The organism is Lacrimispora sanguinis (genome assembly GCF_044987295.1).
In the GTDB taxonomy this organism is placed as follows: domain Bacteria; phylum Bacillota; class Clostridia; order Lachnospirales; family Lachnospiraceae; genus Lacrimispora; species Lacrimispora celerecrescens_B.
Genome location: NZ_CP173277.1, coordinates 4117510 through 4132910 on the forward strand (window position 1 = coordinate 4117510; position 15401 = coordinate 4132910).

18 protein-coding genes are annotated in these 15401 nt (G+C 45.6%); 13 read left to right on the plus strand and 5 right to left on the minus strand.

Annotated features, from left to right (window positions below):
• Positions 1-31 precede the first annotated feature (31 nt).
• The 5 genes from ACHZES_RS19105 to ACHZES_RS19125 all read left to right on the plus strand — a co-directional run bounded on the left by ACHZES_RS19105 (position 32) and on the right by ACHZES_RS19125 (position 4688).
• Positions 32-991, plus strand: coding sequence for a polysaccharide deacetylase family protein (locus ACHZES_RS19105; RefSeq protein WP_395546257.1), 960 nt, complete (start codon positions 32-34; stop codon positions 989-991).
• A 298-nt stretch (positions 992-1289) separates the two neighbouring features.
• Positions 1290-1664, plus strand: a complete 375-nt coding sequence (locus ACHZES_RS19110; protein WP_038278565.1) for a GntR family transcriptional regulator — start codon at positions 1290-1292, stop codon at positions 1662-1664.
• Positions 1661-2368, plus strand: coding sequence for an ABC transporter ATP-binding protein (locus tag ACHZES_RS19115; protein WP_038278563.1), 708 nt, complete (start codon positions 1661-1663; stop codon positions 2366-2368). The genes ACHZES_RS19110 and ACHZES_RS19115 overlap by 4 nt, the downstream gene beginning before the upstream one ends.
• 17 nt (positions 2369-2385) lie before the next feature.
• Positions 2386-3258, plus strand: a complete 873-nt coding sequence (locus tag ACHZES_RS19120) for a hypothetical protein (protein ID WP_038278560.1) — start codon at positions 2386-2388, stop codon at positions 3256-3258.
• A 290-nt stretch (positions 3259-3548) separates the two neighbouring features.
• Positions 3549-4688, plus strand: coding sequence for an aldo/keto reductase (locus ACHZES_RS19125; protein WP_038278558.1), 1140 nt, complete (start codon positions 3549-3551; stop codon positions 4686-4688).
• Positions 4689-4755: 67 nt separating this feature from the next.
• Here ACHZES_RS19125 and ACHZES_RS19130 read toward each other — a convergent pair whose 3' ends face one another.
• From ACHZES_RS19130 to ACHZES_RS19140, 3 genes are read right to left on the minus strand one after another with little or no spacing between them, the layout of a single operon-like run.
• Positions 4756-5961 (minus strand): class I SAM-dependent rRNA methyltransferase, encoded by a 1206-nt coding sequence (locus ACHZES_RS19130; RefSeq protein WP_154522807.1) that lies wholly within the window; start codon positions 5959-5961, stop codon positions 4756-4758.
• A 14-nt stretch (positions 5962-5975) separates the two neighbouring features.
• A complete protein-coding gene (locus tag ACHZES_RS19135; RefSeq protein WP_038278555.1) occupies positions 5976-6497 on the minus strand; it encodes a hypothetical protein in 522 nt (173 codons plus the stop codon).
• The gene (locus ACHZES_RS19140) at positions 6497-6925 is read right to left on the minus strand and encodes a DUF4430 domain-containing protein (RefSeq protein WP_038278710.1); all 429 of its coding nucleotides are present in this window, start codon (positions 6923-6925) and stop codon (positions 6497-6499) included. The genes ACHZES_RS19135 and ACHZES_RS19140 overlap by 1 nt, the downstream gene beginning before the upstream one ends.
• A gap of 147 nt (positions 6926-7072) precedes the next feature.
• Between ACHZES_RS19140 and ACHZES_RS19145 the strand changes: the two genes are divergently transcribed.
• From ACHZES_RS19145 to ACHZES_RS19165, 5 genes are all read left to right on the plus strand, one after another.
• On the plus strand, positions 7073-7690 hold the full coding sequence (locus ACHZES_RS19145; RefSeq protein WP_395546258.1) for a hypothetical protein: 618 nt from the start codon (positions 7073-7075) through the stop codon (positions 7688-7690).
• Between the two features lie 71 nt (positions 7691-7761).
• Entirely contained in the window at positions 7762-8370 is a 609-nt protein-coding gene (gene hisH, locus ACHZES_RS19150; RefSeq protein ID WP_154522813.1) for an imidazole glycerol phosphate synthase subunit HisH, read from the plus strand.
• A gap of 11 nt (positions 8371-8381) precedes the next feature.
• Complete coding sequence (gene hisF / locus ACHZES_RS19155) at positions 8382-9143, plus strand: imidazole glycerol phosphate synthase subunit HisF (RefSeq protein ID WP_395546260.1); 762 nt, start codon at positions 8382-8384, stop codon at positions 9141-9143.
• 29 nt (positions 9144-9172) lie between these two features.
• The gene (ung, locus tag ACHZES_RS19160; RefSeq protein WP_038278547.1) at positions 9173-9847 is read left to right on the plus strand and encodes a uracil-DNA glycosylase; all 675 of its coding nucleotides are present in this window, start codon (positions 9173-9175) and stop codon (positions 9845-9847) included.
• An 18-nt stretch (positions 9848-9865) separates the two neighbouring features.
• Positions 9866-10699 carry an undecaprenyl-diphosphate phosphatase gene (locus tag ACHZES_RS19165; RefSeq protein WP_154522819.1) on the plus strand — a complete coding sequence of 278 codons (834 nt, stop codon included), beginning with the start codon at positions 9866-9868 and terminating at the stop codon, positions 10697-10699.
• A gap of 90 nt (positions 10700-10789) precedes the next feature.
• On the opposite strand, the gene ACHZES_RS19170 is transcribed toward ACHZES_RS19165, so the two are convergent.
• A complete protein-coding gene (locus ACHZES_RS19170) occupies positions 10790-11035 on the minus strand; it encodes an HPr family phosphocarrier protein (RefSeq protein WP_038278542.1) in 246 nt (81 codons plus the stop codon).
• A gap of 266 nt (positions 11036-11301) precedes the next feature.
• On the minus strand, positions 11302-12330 hold the full coding sequence (locus ACHZES_RS19175) for a 3-deoxy-7-phosphoheptulonate synthase (RefSeq protein WP_154522822.1): 1029 nt from the start codon (positions 12328-12330) through the stop codon (positions 11302-11304).
• A gap of 173 nt (positions 12331-12503) precedes the next feature.
• Here ACHZES_RS19175 and ACHZES_RS19180 point away from each other — a divergent pair, with 173 nt between their 5' ends.
• From ACHZES_RS19180 to ACHZES_RS19190, 3 genes are all read left to right on the plus strand, one after another.
• Positions 12504-12791, plus strand: coding sequence for a hypothetical protein (locus ACHZES_RS19180; RefSeq protein ID WP_154522825.1), 288 nt, complete (start codon positions 12504-12506; stop codon positions 12789-12791).
• A gap of 3 nt (positions 12792-12794) precedes the next feature.
• Complete coding sequence (locus tag ACHZES_RS19185; protein ID WP_286173348.1) at positions 12795-13604, plus strand: MurR/RpiR family transcriptional regulator; 810 nt, start codon at positions 12795-12797, stop codon at positions 13602-13604.
• Positions 13605-13792: 188 nt separating this feature from the next.
• Entirely contained in the window at positions 13793-15385 is a 1593-nt protein-coding gene (locus ACHZES_RS19190) for a PTS transporter subunit EIIC (RefSeq protein ID WP_038278536.1), read from the plus strand.
• Positions 15386-15401: the final 16 nt, after the last annotated feature.

Consider the following 15401-nt stretch of genomic DNA (forward strand, 5'->3'; position numbering starts at 1 on the left):
GACAAAATAAAGGGGAAAGGAGAGATGTAACATGAAAAAACTATTACAATTGGGCTTCGGTCTTATGATCGTGGCACTTGTGACAGCGTTCGTACCTGCAACACCGTTTCCTTCCATGGCGGATGAAACGGCATCGGGCCAGGCGGCACCGGAAGTACGGAATGACTGGATAGATGAAAACCTGGGACCAGGTGTGGCCAGGTGGGTAGATGGGAATGGTAATATTTCAGAACAACCGGGAAAGCACACGGAGGATGGAGCCGGTGACGAGAGCCAGAGCAACGCGGAGGGCCAGGACTTAAATACCGGGACTGCACAAGAAGGGCAGCAGGAGTCCGATTCACAGGAGAGCCAGGAACAGGCAGCCGAAGGACGTCAGATCGACCCTTCAAGGCCCATGGTGGCTTTAACCTTTGATGATGGGCCATTTGCTTCCGTGGGAAATCAGATTATGGATTGTCTGGCGCAGTACGGTGGAAAAGCTACATTTTTTGTGGTGGGAAACCGTGTTTCCGCTTATGGGGCGGAACTGCAGCGCATGGTTGCGGAAGGGCATGAAATCGGAAATCACACCTACGAGCACAAAAATTTGACCAAGCTAAGCGCAGCCCAGGTCCAAAGCCAGATCAACCTTTGCAATGATGTGGTACAAGCTGCCAGCGGTGTCAGGCCTTCCCTGGTAAGACCTCCGGGAGGAGCAAGAAACGGCACCGTCCTTGCAAATGTACAAGCTCCTGTGATTATGTGGAGTATAGATACACGGGACTGGAAGACTCGAAATGCCGGTAAAACGGTAAATGCGGTGATGAGCCAGGTACGGGATGGAGACATCGTCCTGATGCATGAGCTCTATTCCCAGACCGGAGCAGCTGCCCTTGAAATAATTCCCAGGCTAACAGAAGCTGGCTACCAGCTGGTTACGGTAAGTGAGATGGCGGCACTTCGGGGAGGAGTTTCTCCGGGTGGAGTTTATTTTCATTTTTATCCGTAATGGCTGAAGGAAGTTTACAGATTTTAATAAGAAAAGCAAAGTGTTTGAGCCCCTCTATGTTTGGGGGGCTCAAACTTTTTTTTTGTTGACTGTCATATCAGATAAATTAAGATAGTATGTGATAAACAAGTTTTGGCAATAGTTTGAAAAACAATATTTTAAAAATACCTATTGACAAATCAGCAAAATAATTGTATTCTTGTATTAAGGCATTAGTACAACAATACAATAGTACAAAGGTACAATAATCCTTAATATTACAACACAATGATACAACAACACAAAAGGAGGCAGTATTATGATCTGGAAACTGACCGATGACCGGCCGATCTGGATACAACTTGTCGATCAGCTCACTTTGCGCATCGTGTCCGGTGTATATGCATCTGGTGCAGCTGTGCCAACTGTGCGTGCGCTGGCCAGTGAGGCGGGTGTAAACCCGAATACGATGCAGCGTGCACTGGCTGAGCTGGAAAGCAGGGGGCTGGTCGAAACTCGCCGCACAGCGGGACGGATCGTTACTGAGGACCAGTCACTTATCCAAAGCGTGCGGGAGGAGCTTGCCTTTGCGCGAATGGATGAATTTCTTGCGTCCATGCGTGCCCTAGGTTATACCGATAAACAAATCCGCGAGCTGCTTGCTGCGTGGGATAAAAAGGAGGAACTTGTATGAATCAGGAACTCATCACCGCGCGTGGCCTGACTAAGAATTATGGATCAAAGTCCGCGCTTGACCATATTGATCTGACGGTCGGCCGCGGCCGCATTGTCGGTCTTCTGGGCCCAAATGGCTCAGGTAAGACTACCTTTATCAAACTTCTGTGCGGACTCTTACAGCCCACCTCCGGCACTCTGGAGGTAAACGGCAATGCGCCCGGTGTGGAAACCAAGTCAGTCATCTCTTACCTGCCGGACCGCATGTACTTTGCCGACTGGATGAAGGCCTGCGATCTGACAGACTTTTTCGCAGACTTTTATGTGGACTTTGACCGTCCAAAGGCAATGGAGATGTTTTCGGCTCTTGGCATTCAGCCAAATGACCGGCTTAAGACCATGTCTAAGGGCACCAAAGAAAAGGTGCAGCTTGCACTCATCATGAGCCGCAAGGCGCAGCTTTATCTGCTTGACGAACCGATCGGCGGGGTTGACCCGGCAGCACGTGACTTTATCTTAAACACGATTCTGACTAACTATAACGAAAATGGCACAGTCATGTTGTCCACACATCTTATATCTGATATCGAGCGCGTGTTGGATGAGGCCATTTTCCTGCAAAACGGCAAGGTTGTCCGCCATGATACCGTGGATAACATCCGTGAGCAGGAAGGCAAGTCAGTCGATCAGCTGTTCCGCGAAATCTTCGCGTACGGCAGCTAGAATAAGGAGGAAATAAGATGTTTGGCAAACTTTGCAAATACGAATTTAAATCCATTGGGCGCACGCTTGTGCCGATTTACCTGGCGGTTATCGCCATATCCATTCTCAATGCATTTTTGGGCATGGGCTCGCTGGCCAATGGTTATTATAACGGCCTGATGTCTGGCTTAAGCTTTGGTCGCGGCTTTCTCAGCCTGATCCAGACGCTCTCTGTGATCGCCTATTTCGGCGTTCTGGTCGCCATGAGTGTACTGACGTTAATCGTCGTGATTCAGCGGTTTTATAAAGGGCTTCTGTGCGATGAAGGTTATTTGATGTTTACCCTGCCAGTAAAGCCTTGGCAGCTGATCACAGCAAAGGGTGTGGTGGCTTTTGTGATGTCAATGGCCAGCTCCCTGGTGGCTTTCGCATCTATTTTTATATTGGTGCTGGGTACCGCAGGTACTAGCAGGGTTTTTACAGCAATTACCGATCCCCAGTTATGGAATGCCATCAACAGCGCACTTGCTCATGTTTCGACCTGGCCTCTGCTGATGTTTGAGTTTATTATTCTTATCATCGTCAGCGGACTGGTCCAGCTTTACCACATGTACTTTTCTATGGCACTTGGCCATTTAGCCAGCAAGAACCGCGTGATGATGTCTGTAATCGCCTTTATTGCAATATCTATGCTTTTTAGCTTTATCAATGGCCTTGTAATGATCATTCTGGGAAACGTACCGTCCTTTCAATCGTTCTTCCGTATGATTGATACGATGCCTGATACACAAGGGATCTCCCTGGTCATGCACTTAACCTTCATCGGTTCGGTTGTTTACAACGCAATTCAGCTTGCAATATTCTTTTTCGGCACGGAGCGTATCCTGTCCAAGCGCCTTAATCTGGAATAAAAGACTAAAAACAACGTATAATTCAATCAAAAAGAATAGCCTCGCAATTAATTATCGATTCATTAATTGCGAGGTATTTTTTTGGAATTGGAATTCCAGACCATATCTTGACTTCTTTGTTTACAAGTGTTGTTATAACAGTTATAATAGGGCAAATGGATGAAATAATGGAAGAATCTGCCATTGTAAAGCTACTGTCCAAACCGGAGATTGGCAGCTTAAGACATGGGAGAAGGCAGATGAATCACAGGGCAAAAATTAAATGATATATAATTTCAGGAGGGAACAAGATGGAATACAGAGAGGTCGGGAAAACCGGAAAGCAAGCAAGCGTGATTGGCCTTGGCTGCGAACACCTTGACGGCAAGTCATACGAGCAGGTAAAGGAGACGATCGATGCCGCACTGGAGTATGGCGTTAATCTCATGGATGTTTTTATGCCTGGCACGGAAGTGCGTGAAAACATCGCAAAAGCACTGGGCAACAAGCGGGATCAGGTGATGATACAGGGGCATATCGGATCCACGAATGTAAATATGCAGTACGATATCAGCCGGGATATGCCTGTGGTTAAGCAGTATTTTGAAGAGCTGCTGCGGATCTTCGGCTACATAGATTTTGGCATGATGTTTTTTATTGACTCAGAGCAGGACTATAAAAATGTTTTCGAGACAGATTTTGTTACATATGTGGAGCGTCTAAAACAAAAAGGGGACATCCGGCACATTGGTTTTAGCTCCCACAACCCTGAAACGGCAATGAAGGTCATTCAAACAGGAGTGCCGGAAATGATGATGTTTAGCATCAATCCTGCATTCGATATGCTTTCATCGAAAGCAAGTATTTTTGATTGTCTTGATAATGGCTTCCAGGCAGGGGTTTATAACGGAATTGATCCTAAGCGTGCGGAATTATATAAGCTGTGTACGCAAAAACAAGTCGGTATTACTGTGATGAAGACCTTTGGCGGCGGCAAACTGCTTTCGCCGGAGCATACACCTTACAGCAAGCCGATGACTTCGCAGCAGTGCGTCCATTATGCTCTCTCGAGGCCGGCTGTTACCAGTGTTCTGACAGGCTGTAAAACCCGGGCTGAAGTAAATGACACCATGAGTTATCTTACGGCATCTGACAGTGATAAGGATTACACATGGATTTATAACGAAGTACATAGTGCTTTTGATGGAAACTGCGTGTACTGCGGACATTGCCAGCCATGTCCATCTGAAATAGATATTGCCGCTGTCAACAAATATTTAGATATCGCACGGCTTGATAAAGAAGCAGTACCGCCGTCCATACGTTCTCATTATCAAAGTCTTTCCCATAGGGGCGATGAGTGTATCGCCTGTGGCAGCTGCGAAAGTCGTTGTCCATTTGGGGTACCGATCATTAAAAATATGATTGAAGCGGATTCACTGCTTGGCTAAAGGGAGTAATAAATAACTGAGGGTGTCCAAAATTATTATTGGGCACCCTCTTTTAATATGAATTGTATTATTTTTCGTCACAAACCTGAAAAATGTAAAATTTCAGATAATAGGAAGTGTCATCTCCCGCCCATAAGATCGGATGATCTGCCGCCTGGGTTCGGTATTCTACCTGGCGGAGTCGTTTGTGGACGTTTGCAGCTGCCTCCCGGATTGTTTTGGTGAAGAGCTCTGGAGTCATGAAATGGGAACAGGAGCAGGTGGCTAAATACCCGCCATCCTTTACCAGCTTCATACCACGGAGATTGATCTCACGGTAGCCTTTTACTGCATTTTTCACGGAGTTCCTGGATTTGGTGAAGGCAGGAGGGTCCAGGATGACAACATCAAAGGTTTCCCCGTCTTTTTCCAGCTGGGGAAGGAGTTCAAAAACATCGGCACACTGAAAGGCCACCCGGTCAGATAAGCCGTTTAATGCAGCGTTTTCATTTGCCTGGGCGATGCCAAGTTCAGAAGCATCCACCCCAAGAACTTCTCTAGCTCCGGCAATACCTGCATTTAAGGCAAAGGAGCCGGTGTGGGTAAAGCAGTCTAAGACCCGCTTGTCCTTACATAAGCGCTGAATGGCAAGGCGGTTGTATTTCTGGTCAAGGAAAAAGCCGGTTTTCTGCCCATCCTGGACGTCGACCTGGTATTTAACTCCGTTTTCCGTGATTTCCACCTTTGTATCAAAGGAAGGGCCGATGAATCCCTTAAAACGTTCCATGCCTTCCTGAAGGCGGACCTTGGCATCGCTTCGTTCGTATATGCCGCGGATTTTTATGCCGTCCTCTTCCAGGACCTTTTTCAGTTTTTCCAGGATAACTGGCTTTAGCCGGTCAATGCCAAGGGCAAGGGATTCCACCACAAGGATATCGTTAAACTTGTCTACTACGATGCCGGGAAGGAAGTCTGCCTCTCCGAAGATGAGACGGCAGCTGGAGGTGTCCACAGTGGCTTTGCGGTATTCCCAGGCGTTTCGGACCCGCATTTCCAGAAAGCTTTCGTTCACTTCATTGTCTTTTTTCCGGGACATTATGCGGACGGTGAGCTTGGAATTGGTATTGATGAAGCCACGACCCAGGAAATAGCCGTCAAAGTCTTCCACGGATACGATATCACCGTTGGTGTAATCACCGGTGATGGTATCGATTTCATTGTCATAGATCCAAGGACCGCCGGCTTTTAATGAGCGTCCTTCTCCTTTTTTTATTCTTACGGTTGCTGATTCCATAAGCATACACTCCTTTATTGATGAGATTGACCTCGTTTTAGTGAGGTGAGCAGCCGGTATAACGGCTGGAACAGAATAAGGGACAGAAAGAAATTACCTGTCCCATGGGCGATATCGTATGGGATTCCTGCCGCCCACCAGGTAAGAGCTGCACCGGGGCCTCCGGTAATTAAATAGAACCCCGCACAGAAGAATCCAAACAACATTCCAAAGATACCTGAAAGCAGGGATATGCCAAAGGGCTTTGGCGTATTGTTCTTGTAAATCAAAAATACGGCGGCCGGGAGAATAGGCCACACATAGAGATAGGAAAACCACCAGAGGCCGAAGCCGTAGACCAACCCTTCCAATATAACAAACACGTATAGGATGAGCCATACGTGTTTGCGGAATACAAGGGTGTATAAAATTAGAAGCAGGGATACCAGTTCTACGTTGGGAAGCCAGGACAAGCTTACCTGGCTGACAAATAAAAGGGCTGAAAGCAGTGCGTCTAATACTAGCTCCCTGGTGGTAAACAGGGAATGGTTTTTCATTATTTTTTTAATTCCTCAGAGGGCAGTGTGTATTGAAAGGTATAGCGCTCTCCATCCTTAATGGCCTGCTGGCTCACTCCGTAGTTGCAAGTTTCCCCGTCGCATAAAAGGGCCCAGTAAGCGCCGTCCTTTTGGTAGTCTGCCCGTTTTCCGTTAATTGTAGTGACCATGAGGCCAAATTCTTCGGTGGTGGTTCCTTCAATTTGAAAATTCGGTATGGATTTTAGCGCTTCTAGCAGAAACTGCGCTTCTGTAGTGATCTGGTAATGTTCATTTACCCCGTTTTCATATTCCACATCAATGGAAATGCTTTTTGTCCCGGCCATGGGAACCGGTTTTGTCAGGGTATATACGACTAAAAGCAGTGCCAGGACCGCAATTGCGGCGCAGCCTCCCAAAAAGGGAGAAAGCCTCTTAAACCTATTCATAATCTGCTGACTTCCTTTTTCATTATTTTCGCATGGATTAGTATAGCATATTTCCATGGCAAGCCGCAAGAACAGAATTTCCTTCTTTTCTTAAAATGGCCTTTGATGTATAATAAATACGTATTGTTTGAAAAAGAAGGTGGTTAGATGACTGTGAATGAGCAGATTTTAGAAGAAATAGCAGCTTGTGAGAAGCTTTTGATTGGAATCGGAGAGGAATGGAAGGCAGAGGGAATACCGGATATGGGAATTCTTTATGAGAAAATGAATGAACTCATAAAGGACAAGGACTTTTTTATTGTAACTACAGTGACCGATGGAGAGATACTTAAATCTCCTCTGGAACAGAGCCGGATGGTAGCACCCTGCGGGAACGTGACATGGAGGCAGTGCTCCAAAACCTGTACAAAGGATATTTGGGAGCCGGGAGAGATTCCTCAGGATGTCTGTCCGCATTGCGGGACACCTCTTACAGGTAATACCATAGAGGCAGAAGATTACATAGAAGAGGGCTACCTTCCTCAGTGGAAGGCTTATACCACGTGGCTGGCTGGAACCCTTAACAAGAAACTGCTGGTTTTGGAACTTGGGGTAGGCTTTCAGACTCCAACGGTTATCCGCTGGCCTTTTGAGAAGACGGTGTCCATAAACAAAAAGTCCCATATGTACCGGATTCACGGTAAATTTGCCCAACTGCCGGATACGGTAAAGGGAAAGGCTGATGCTGTTTTAGAAAATTCTACGGAATTCTTTCGGAAATTATAGGCTTATTTTGCGTTGTACATTACACGTTACTGTGTTAAAATGTTGAAAAAAGACGTAAAGAGGTGACGGCCATGATTGCGATTATCGACTACGATGCTGGAAACTTAAAGAGTGTGGAGAAAGCTCTGACCGCATTGGGGGAAAAACCGGTGGTAAGCCGGGACAAGGAGCTCCTCCTTTCGGCGGACAAGGTGATTCTTCCGGGTGTTGGTTCTTTTGGCGATGCGATGGAAAAGCTTCATCAGTATGAGCTGGTGGATGTGATTCATCAAGTGGTTTCAAGAGGAACGCCTTTTCTCGGGATATGCCTGGGGCTTCAGCTTTTCTTTGAAAGCAGCGGAGAGAGCGAAGGGGTCAGGGGGCTATCCCTGCTTCCGGGTAAGATCGTGAGATTTCCGGACACGCCGGGGCTTAAAGTCCCTCACATGGGCTGGAACCGTCTGGATATAAAGCCTGGTACAAGACTTTTTAAAGGAATTGATTCCGGGGCATATGTGTATTTTGTCCATTCATATTATTTAGAAGCGGGACGGGAATCCGATGTGGCCGCATCTGCATCCTATGGGATCCGGTTTGGGGCATCGGTGGAACGTGAAAATCTTTTTGCCTGCCAGTTTCATCCGGAAAAGAGCGGTGATACAGGTTTAAACATTCTGAAAAATTTCATTGAATTGACTTAAGGAGGTGCCGGATGCTTACAAAGAGGATCATTCCATGTCTGGATGTGATGGACGGTAGAGTAGTAAAAGGTGTTAATTTCGTGAATTTAAAGGATGCCGGGGACCCGGTGGAGATTGCAGCGGCTTATGACAGAGCCGGTGCCGATGAGCTGGTGTTCCTTGATATCACTGCATCTTCTGATAACCGGAATACGGTGGTGGACATAGTGCGCCGGGTGGCAGAAAAGGTATTTATCCCATTTACGGTTGGCGGGGGAATCCGCACGGTTGAGGATTTTAAAATGCTTTTAAGGGAAGGCGCGGATAAGATATCCATTAATTCCTCGGCAATTAATACTCCTCAGCTAATTTCTGACGCAGCAGGTAAATTCGGACGTCAATGTGTGGTGGTCGCCATTGATGCCAGAAGGCGTGTGGATGGAAGCGGCTGGAACGTGTATAAAAACGGAGGTAGGATCGATACCGGACTGGACGCGGTGGAATGGGCCATGAAGGCAGACAGACTTGGAGCAGGGGAGATCCTGCTTACCAGCATGGACTGCGACGGAACAAAGGCCGGATACGATGATGAGTTAAACCGCATCATCGCAGAGAATGTTTCCGTTCCTGTGATCGCATCAGGCGGCGCAGGCACGATGGAGCATTTTTATCATGCCCTGACAGAAGGAAAGGCAGATGCGGCTTTAGCGGCATCCCTGTTCCATTATAAGGAACTGGAGATCATGGAATTAAAGCAGTATTTAAAGGTCATGGGAGTGCCCGTGAGGATTTAAGGTTTATTTTATAATGCAAAGGAGAAAGAATGGGAGCAATTGAGAACGACTGGCTGGAACCCTTAAGCGAAGAGTTTAAAAAGCCATATTACAGGGAACTTTATCAGAAAGTAAAGCATGAATATGAAACGGCCCAGGTCTTTCCTGATCCAAACGATATTTTTAATGCGTTTCAGTTCACGCCTCTTTCCAAAGCCAAGGTAGTGATTTTAGGTCAGGATCCTTATCATAATAATGGGCAGGCCCACGGGCTTTGTTTTTCCGTAAAGCCTGATGTGGATATTCCTCCGTCCCTTGTAAATATTTATCAGGAGCTGCGGGAAGATTTAGGCTTAGAGGTTCCCAATAACGGATATTTAAAAAAGTGGGCGGAGCAGGGGGTCATGCTTCTTAATACGGTGCTTACGGTTCGCGCTCATGCTGCCAACTCCCATCAGGGGATCGGCTGGGAATCCTTTACGGATGCCGCCATTAAGATTTTGAATGAACAGGACCGGCCCATGGTATTCCTTTTATGGGGACGCCCGGCTCAGAATAAGAAGGTCATGCTCACAAACCCCAGGCACCTGATTTTAGAGGCGCCTCACCCAAGCCCTCTTTCCGCATACAGAGGATTCTTTGGCTGTAAACATTTTAGCAGAACCAATGCCTATTTAAAGGAAAATGGGTTGGAGCCTATTGACTGGCAGATTGAAAATATTTAAAAAGACAGGGGAAAAGGAATGAATATCATTGAGATTTTAAAAGTAATTGTTCTTGGAATTGTGGAGGGCTTTACTGAGTGGCTTCCCATAAGCAGTACGGGGCACATGATTCTGGTGGATGAAATCATACACTTGAATCAGCCGTCTGCCTTTAAAAACATGTTTTTGGTGGTAATCCAGCTGGGTGCGATCCTGGCGGTACTGGTACTGTATTTTGACAAGCTCAATCCATTTTCCGTGAGAAAAAAACCAGCACAGAAGCAGGCGACCCTGGTACTCTGGTCAAAGATCATCTTAGCCTGCATCCCGGCAGCAGTGATCGGATTTCTGGTGGATGATATTCTTGATGAGTATCTGATGAACGGCTATGTAGTTGCAGCGACCCTGATCCTCTATGGTGTTCTGTTTATTTTTATTGAGAACAGAAACCAGTATCGGAGTTTTGAAGTTCAGAAGGTGGGAGATATCTCGTATCAGACAGCTCTCTGGATCGGTCTGTTTCAGCTTCTGGCCCTGATTCCGGGTACCTCCCGTTCCGGCGCCACCATTCTCGGCGCCATGATCCTGGGATGTTCCCGTGCGGCTTCCGCTGAGTTTTCCTTTTTCCTTGGAATTCCGGTGATGTTCGGAGCCAGCCTTTTAAAGGTTGTGAAATATGGAATGAATTTTACCGGATCTCAGATCTTCTATCTGATTTTAGGTATGGTGGTGGCTTTTGTAGTTTCTATTTATTCTATTAAGTTCTTAATGGGATATATCAGACAGCATGATTTTAAATTCTTCGGATATTACAGAATTGTATTGGGAGCAGTGGTGCTTTTGTATTTTATCATTACGGCTTTTATTGGCTAAGAAAATAATGAAAAGAGAGTTGATGATCAGCGTTATGCTAATATCAACTCTCTTTTTTATGATAGTTCATAAAGGTTCCTTTCTGACGGATTATGGTTGAAACAGCATCTCGATCCGTCCTTCGGCGGCCAGTTCATCAATGCCGTCGAAATTAAATTGTAAGTTCCGATTCTGCGTATTAAGCCCTTTTTTCATCTCGTCGTAGTCCTTGACATTAACCTTTGTTAAACCGTAGTCAATAAAGATATCACAGTCAAAGGCGTTAGCGGTGTTGATTAAAAGCGCGAGGGGAATGGGGGTGTAACGCAGCTGGATATCGACTTCAATGGTCCGCATACCCATACCTCCTTTTCCTTATCACCGGATAAATCCGGCTTGAACGTGCCAACAACTGCATAGAGGGTTATGTAGGTATCAACTGGATGAAGAGTCATATAACTGACTTCAATTTTATTCTATCATCTCTTGGTAGAAAAACAAGAGAAAGTTGAAAAATAATTGAAAAATGGATAAAATACTAATAATAAACGGAGAATACGAAGAGTAATCAGTAAAAAGCAACATGCCAGAGAATTAAAATGTCTCTGGCATGATTTAAAATATTATGCATTTTCAGCGATTTCATAGATCAGACGCTCGGAATCTTCCCAGCCAAGGCAAGGATCGGTGATGGATTTTCCGTAGACGCCTTCTCCTACCTTCTGGCTGCCCGGCTCAATGTAGCTTTCAATCATCAGGCCTTTAACCAGGGAACGGATTTCCGTGGAATGTTTTCTGCTGTGCAGGACTTCCTTGGAAATACGGATCTGTTCCTTAAATTTTTTGCTGGAATTGGAGTGGTTGGTGTCCACAATGCAGGCCGGGTTCTGGAGATTGCGCCGGCTGTACATCTCATGAAGAAGGAATAAATCTTCAAAGTGGTAGTTGGGGATGCACTGACCGTGCTTATTGACTGCACCTCTTAAGATGGTGTGGGCCAATGGATTACCACTGCTTTTCACTTCCCAACCTCTGTAGGTGAAATCATGGGCCTGTTGTGCGGCCACAACGGAGTTGAGCATAACAGACATGTCTCCGCTGGTAGGATTTTTCATACCTACGGCGACGTCACAGGCACTGGAGGTCAGACGATGCTGCTGATTTTCCACGGAACGGGCACCAATGGCAATGTAAGACATGATATCGTCAAGATATCCCAGGTTTTCCGGATACAGCATCTCATCGGCTGTGGATAAACCAGTTTCCAGAAACACATTCATGTGCATTCTTCGGATGGCAATGAGGCCTTCGTGCATGTCCGGCTTTTTTTCGGGATCAGGCTGGTGAAGCATTCCCTTGTAACCTTCTCCTGTGGTTCTGGGCTTGTTGGTATAGATTCTTGGGATGAGGATCAGACGGTCTTTTGTCTTTTCCTGTACCTTCACAAGCCGGTTCACATAATCAGAAACAGACTCCTCATTATCAGCGGAGCAAGGACCGATAATAACAAGAAATTTATCGCTCTTTCCGGTGAGTACATCGCTGATTGCTTGATCTCGTTCTATTTTAAGGGCTTTAAATTCTGCTGGAAGCGGAAAGCGATCCTTGATCTCTTCCGGGCTTGGCAGGTTGTTTACGTATTGAAATCCCATGGCATCCTCCTGTGTATGTGATTATTCTGTGTTTTTTCTGTTGATTATATAACAGAACCCGTGAAAAATCCAGCATTCATTGAAAATTTAGCAATGTGCCTCCCTGAAGTGTTTCTTTTTGAGGAAAAATGGTGTATGATTGCAGAGAATGAAAAGAGGAAGGATGGATTTCAATGGAACGATATTGGAATTGGCAAGGAAACTATATCGGAGTAAGGCAGAGGGATTACTTGGCCGCCTGTGATGGAAGGATTCTTGGGAAGTTCTATGGAAAAGAAATCTACGACCAGAACGGGAATTACATCGGAGAAGTGGGCAGGGGTGGCCGACTGATAAAAAATAAGAACAAGGAAGATTTTCGCCGTCAGGGATTCAGCACCTATGTGAAGGGAACCATAACTGCACCGTTAAAGGACTGCGCCCCTTATCCCATGATCCAGGGGTATGAAGATTTTTTATAATGGATGAGAGACGAGAATGAGGAAAGAAGGGTAGCAGGAATGGTGGATTTAAGCAAGCTGACAGCGGGAAAGAACCTGACTGAGGTGGAGGATAGTGTTCTCCATTATATCATAGAACACATGGATTCCATGCTTAAAATGGGGGTAAGGGGAGTTGCAAAGGAAAATTACACCTCCACCTCAACCATTATGCGCCTGACAAAAAAGCTGGGCTACAGCGGATTTGTGGACATGTATTACAAATTGCTTCCCCTTGTTAACCGGGCTAAGGACAATGAGGATGCCGGAATGCAGTTTATCAACAGCTTTTGCTCCAACTCTCTTCTAAAGTATAATTCCTATGAGGACATCCGGGAATTTGCCAGGCGGCTTGGCCGTCTGGAAGGGGGTTACGTATTTTTATACGCAACGGGATTTTCCGCTATTCCTGTGGAATATTTAACAAAAAAGCTTCTTGTCCTTGGGATAAAATGCATTTATTCCAATGGAATGGATTCCATCGGTGTTTTTGAAAACAATCTGGAGAATATGAAAATGCTCATTGTAGTATCCAGATCAGGAGAAACCGACTGGGTAGCAGACCGGGTGAAGACTGCCAGAGAGAACGGCATATTTACTGTGTCCTTTACCAATGAGGCGGAAAACCGGGTCAGCTCCATAACAGATATGCAGTTTCGCATAGAGGACAGCAATAAGCTGGATGACAGAAATATGATGGCAAATACATTTTTCCCCAATGTGTTCATGCTGATGGAGTTTTTAATTTACGAATATCATAAAGTGCTTCAAAATATGGATAAAAAAGAAGAATAAAGGTTCCGGATGACGTTTAAAATAGCGGCATCCGGACTTTTTTTGAAACCTGTTACCACTTGGAATAACAGGTTCCTATTCTTTCCCAAAGTATATACAAAGGGGGACATGGCGGCTATAATACGGATATGAATTTCACGTGAAATGAAAAATAGAAAACCATTTTTTAATAGTTGGAGGAAAAGAGAATGAAAGATAAAGTGATGGATCAGTTGCAGCGCTTTTCAAAAGCAATGTTCATCCCGGTTTTGATCCTGCCCATCGCAGGTATTTTAATCGCTGTGGGGAACTTATTTACCAATGCAAAATTGCTGGAGCTTCTGCCCTTTATGGACAATCCTGTGACAAAGGGCTTTGGCACCATTTTATCTGGTTCCCTGGTTTCGATCTTAAATAACCTGGGGCTGATCTTCTGTGTGGGACTTGCGGCAGGCCTTGCCAATAAGAAGAAATATGAGGCCGGTTTTACCGCCCTTTTGGGATTTTTAGTATTCATTAACGCCATGAACAAGTTTATGGCCCTGACGGGGATCCTGTTTACAGGGGAATCTTTAAGGGGAACGGGTCAGGCCTTAGTGCTTGGCGTGCAGATTCTGGATATGGGCGTGTTCCTTGGAATTATTCTGGGAATCGTAACAGCCATGGTTCATAACCGGTTTTGTGAAACAGAATTTCAAAACGCGTTTCAGATTTACGGAGGTTCCAGGTTTGTATTCATCGTATTGATTCCTGTGACCGTAATACTGGCTGTGCTCCTTACTTACGTATGGCCCTTTGTACAGATGGGAATCACCAGTCTTGGAGGATTCATAAATCGTTCCGGGAATTTCGGTATCTTTATTTACGGCGCGCTGGAACGTCTTTTAATACCAACAGGCCTTCATCACCTGGTCTATACTCCATTTTTATATACCTCTCTTGGAGGTGTTGAAACCATAGGGGGACAGGTATTTGAGGGTGCAAGAAACATTTATTATGCAGAAATTGCAGACCCTGCCATTCAGGTATTGTCCCGGTCAGTGATTTGGGATGCGAGAGGAATTTCCAAGATGTTCGGACTTATGGGTGCCTGTCTTGCTATGTATCATACGGCCAGACCGGAAAACCGCAATACGATAAAAGCCATTTTGATTCCTGCTGCATTTACTTCTTTCATCGCAGGTGTTACGGAGCCTATAGAATTTTCCTTTATGTTCGTGGCACCGGTCCTGTTTGTTGTTCATGCGGGGTTAAGCGGACTGAGTATGGTGGTTCTTAATATATTAAATGTTCGTGCTATCGGTCCTAACGGCTTTTTGGACTTCCTGCTTTTCAATGTACCTTTGGGAATTCATAAAACCGGCTGGCCCATGTACATTGTCACAGGCCTTATATTTTTTGTGGTTTATTACGCCATATTCCGCCTTCTCATTACAAAACTGAATTTAAAAACTCTGGGACGTGAAACAGAAGGCATGGAAATGAAGCTTCATACCAAGGCGGAGTATAAAGAAAAGGTTGCTTCTGTAAAAGAGGGAAAAGACGCCGACGATGTGGATGCCCCACTGATTATAAAAGCCCTGGGCGGCGCCGGTAATATTGAAAAGGTGGATAACTGCTTCACCCGTCTTCGTCTGATTATTACAGATCCGGACCTGGTAGAAGAGGATGTGCTGAAAAACGGCACCGGAGCCAATGGTGTGGTGAAAAAGGGCAATAACGTTCAGGTAATCTATGGTTTAAAGGTGACTGCCGTAAGAAAGGCTGTCGATGAGGAGCTGGGAAACGGCGAAAGCAACTAACTAATAAACCAGACAA

Excerpts from the sequence above, each read along its gene's own strand:
- ACHZES_RS19105 (WP_395546257.1), top strand. The coding sequence starts at position 32 with ATGAAAAAACTATTACAATTGGGCTTCGGTCTTATGATCGTGGCACTT.
- ACHZES_RS19110 (WP_038278565.1), top strand. The coding sequence starts at position 1,290 with ATGATCTGGAAACTGACCGATGACCGGCCGATCTGGATACAACTTGTC.
- ACHZES_RS19115 (WP_038278563.1), top strand. The coding sequence starts at position 1,661 with ATGAATCAGGAACTCATCACCGCGCGTGGCCTGACTAAGAATTATGGA.
- ACHZES_RS19120 (WP_038278560.1), top strand. The coding sequence starts at position 2,386 with ATGTTTGGCAAACTTTGCAAATACGAATTTAAATCCATTGGGCGCACG.
- ACHZES_RS19125 (WP_038278558.1), top strand. The coding sequence starts at position 3,549 with ATGGAATACAGAGAGGTCGGGAAAACCGGAAAGCAAGCAAGCGTGATT.
- ACHZES_RS19130 (WP_154522807.1), bottom strand. The coding sequence starts at position 5,961 with ATGGAATCAGCAACCGTAAGAATAAAAAAAGGAGAAGGACGCTCATTA.
- ACHZES_RS19135 (WP_038278555.1), bottom strand. The coding sequence starts at position 6,497 with ATGAAAAACCATTCCCTGTTTACCACCAGGGAGCTAGTATTAGACGCA.
- ACHZES_RS19140 (WP_038278710.1), bottom strand. The coding sequence starts at position 6,925 with ATGAATAGGTTTAAGAGGCTTTCTCCCTTTTTGGGAGGCTGCGCCGCA.
- ACHZES_RS19145 (WP_395546258.1), top strand. The coding sequence starts at position 7,073 with ATGACTGTGAATGAGCAGATTTTAGAAGAAATAGCAGCTTGTGAGAAG.
- hisH (WP_154522813.1), top strand. The coding sequence starts at position 7,762 with ATGATTGCGATTATCGACTACGATGCTGGAAACTTAAAGAGTGTGGAG.
- hisF (WP_395546260.1), top strand. The coding sequence starts at position 8,382 with ATGCTTACAAAGAGGATCATTCCATGTCTGGATGTGATGGACGGTAGA.
- ung (WP_038278547.1), top strand. The coding sequence starts at position 9,173 with ATGGGAGCAATTGAGAACGACTGGCTGGAACCCTTAAGCGAAGAGTTT.
- ACHZES_RS19165 (WP_154522819.1), top strand. The coding sequence starts at position 9,866 with ATGAATATCATTGAGATTTTAAAAGTAATTGTTCTTGGAATTGTGGAG.
- ACHZES_RS19170 (WP_038278542.1), bottom strand. The coding sequence starts at position 11,035 with ATGCGGACCATTGAAGTCGATATCCAGCTGCGTTACACCCCCATTCCC.
- ACHZES_RS19175 (WP_154522822.1), bottom strand. The coding sequence starts at position 12,330 with ATGGGATTTCAATACGTAAACAACCTGCCAAGCCCGGAAGAGATCAAG.
- ACHZES_RS19180 (WP_154522825.1), top strand. The coding sequence starts at position 12,504 with ATGGAACGATATTGGAATTGGCAAGGAAACTATATCGGAGTAAGGCAG.
- ACHZES_RS19185 (WP_286173348.1), top strand. The coding sequence starts at position 12,795 with ATGAGAGACGAGAATGAGGAAAGAAGGGTAGCAGGAATGGTGGATTTA.
- ACHZES_RS19190 (WP_038278536.1), top strand. The coding sequence starts at position 13,793 with ATGAAAGATAAAGTGATGGATCAGTTGCAGCGCTTTTCAAAAGCAATG.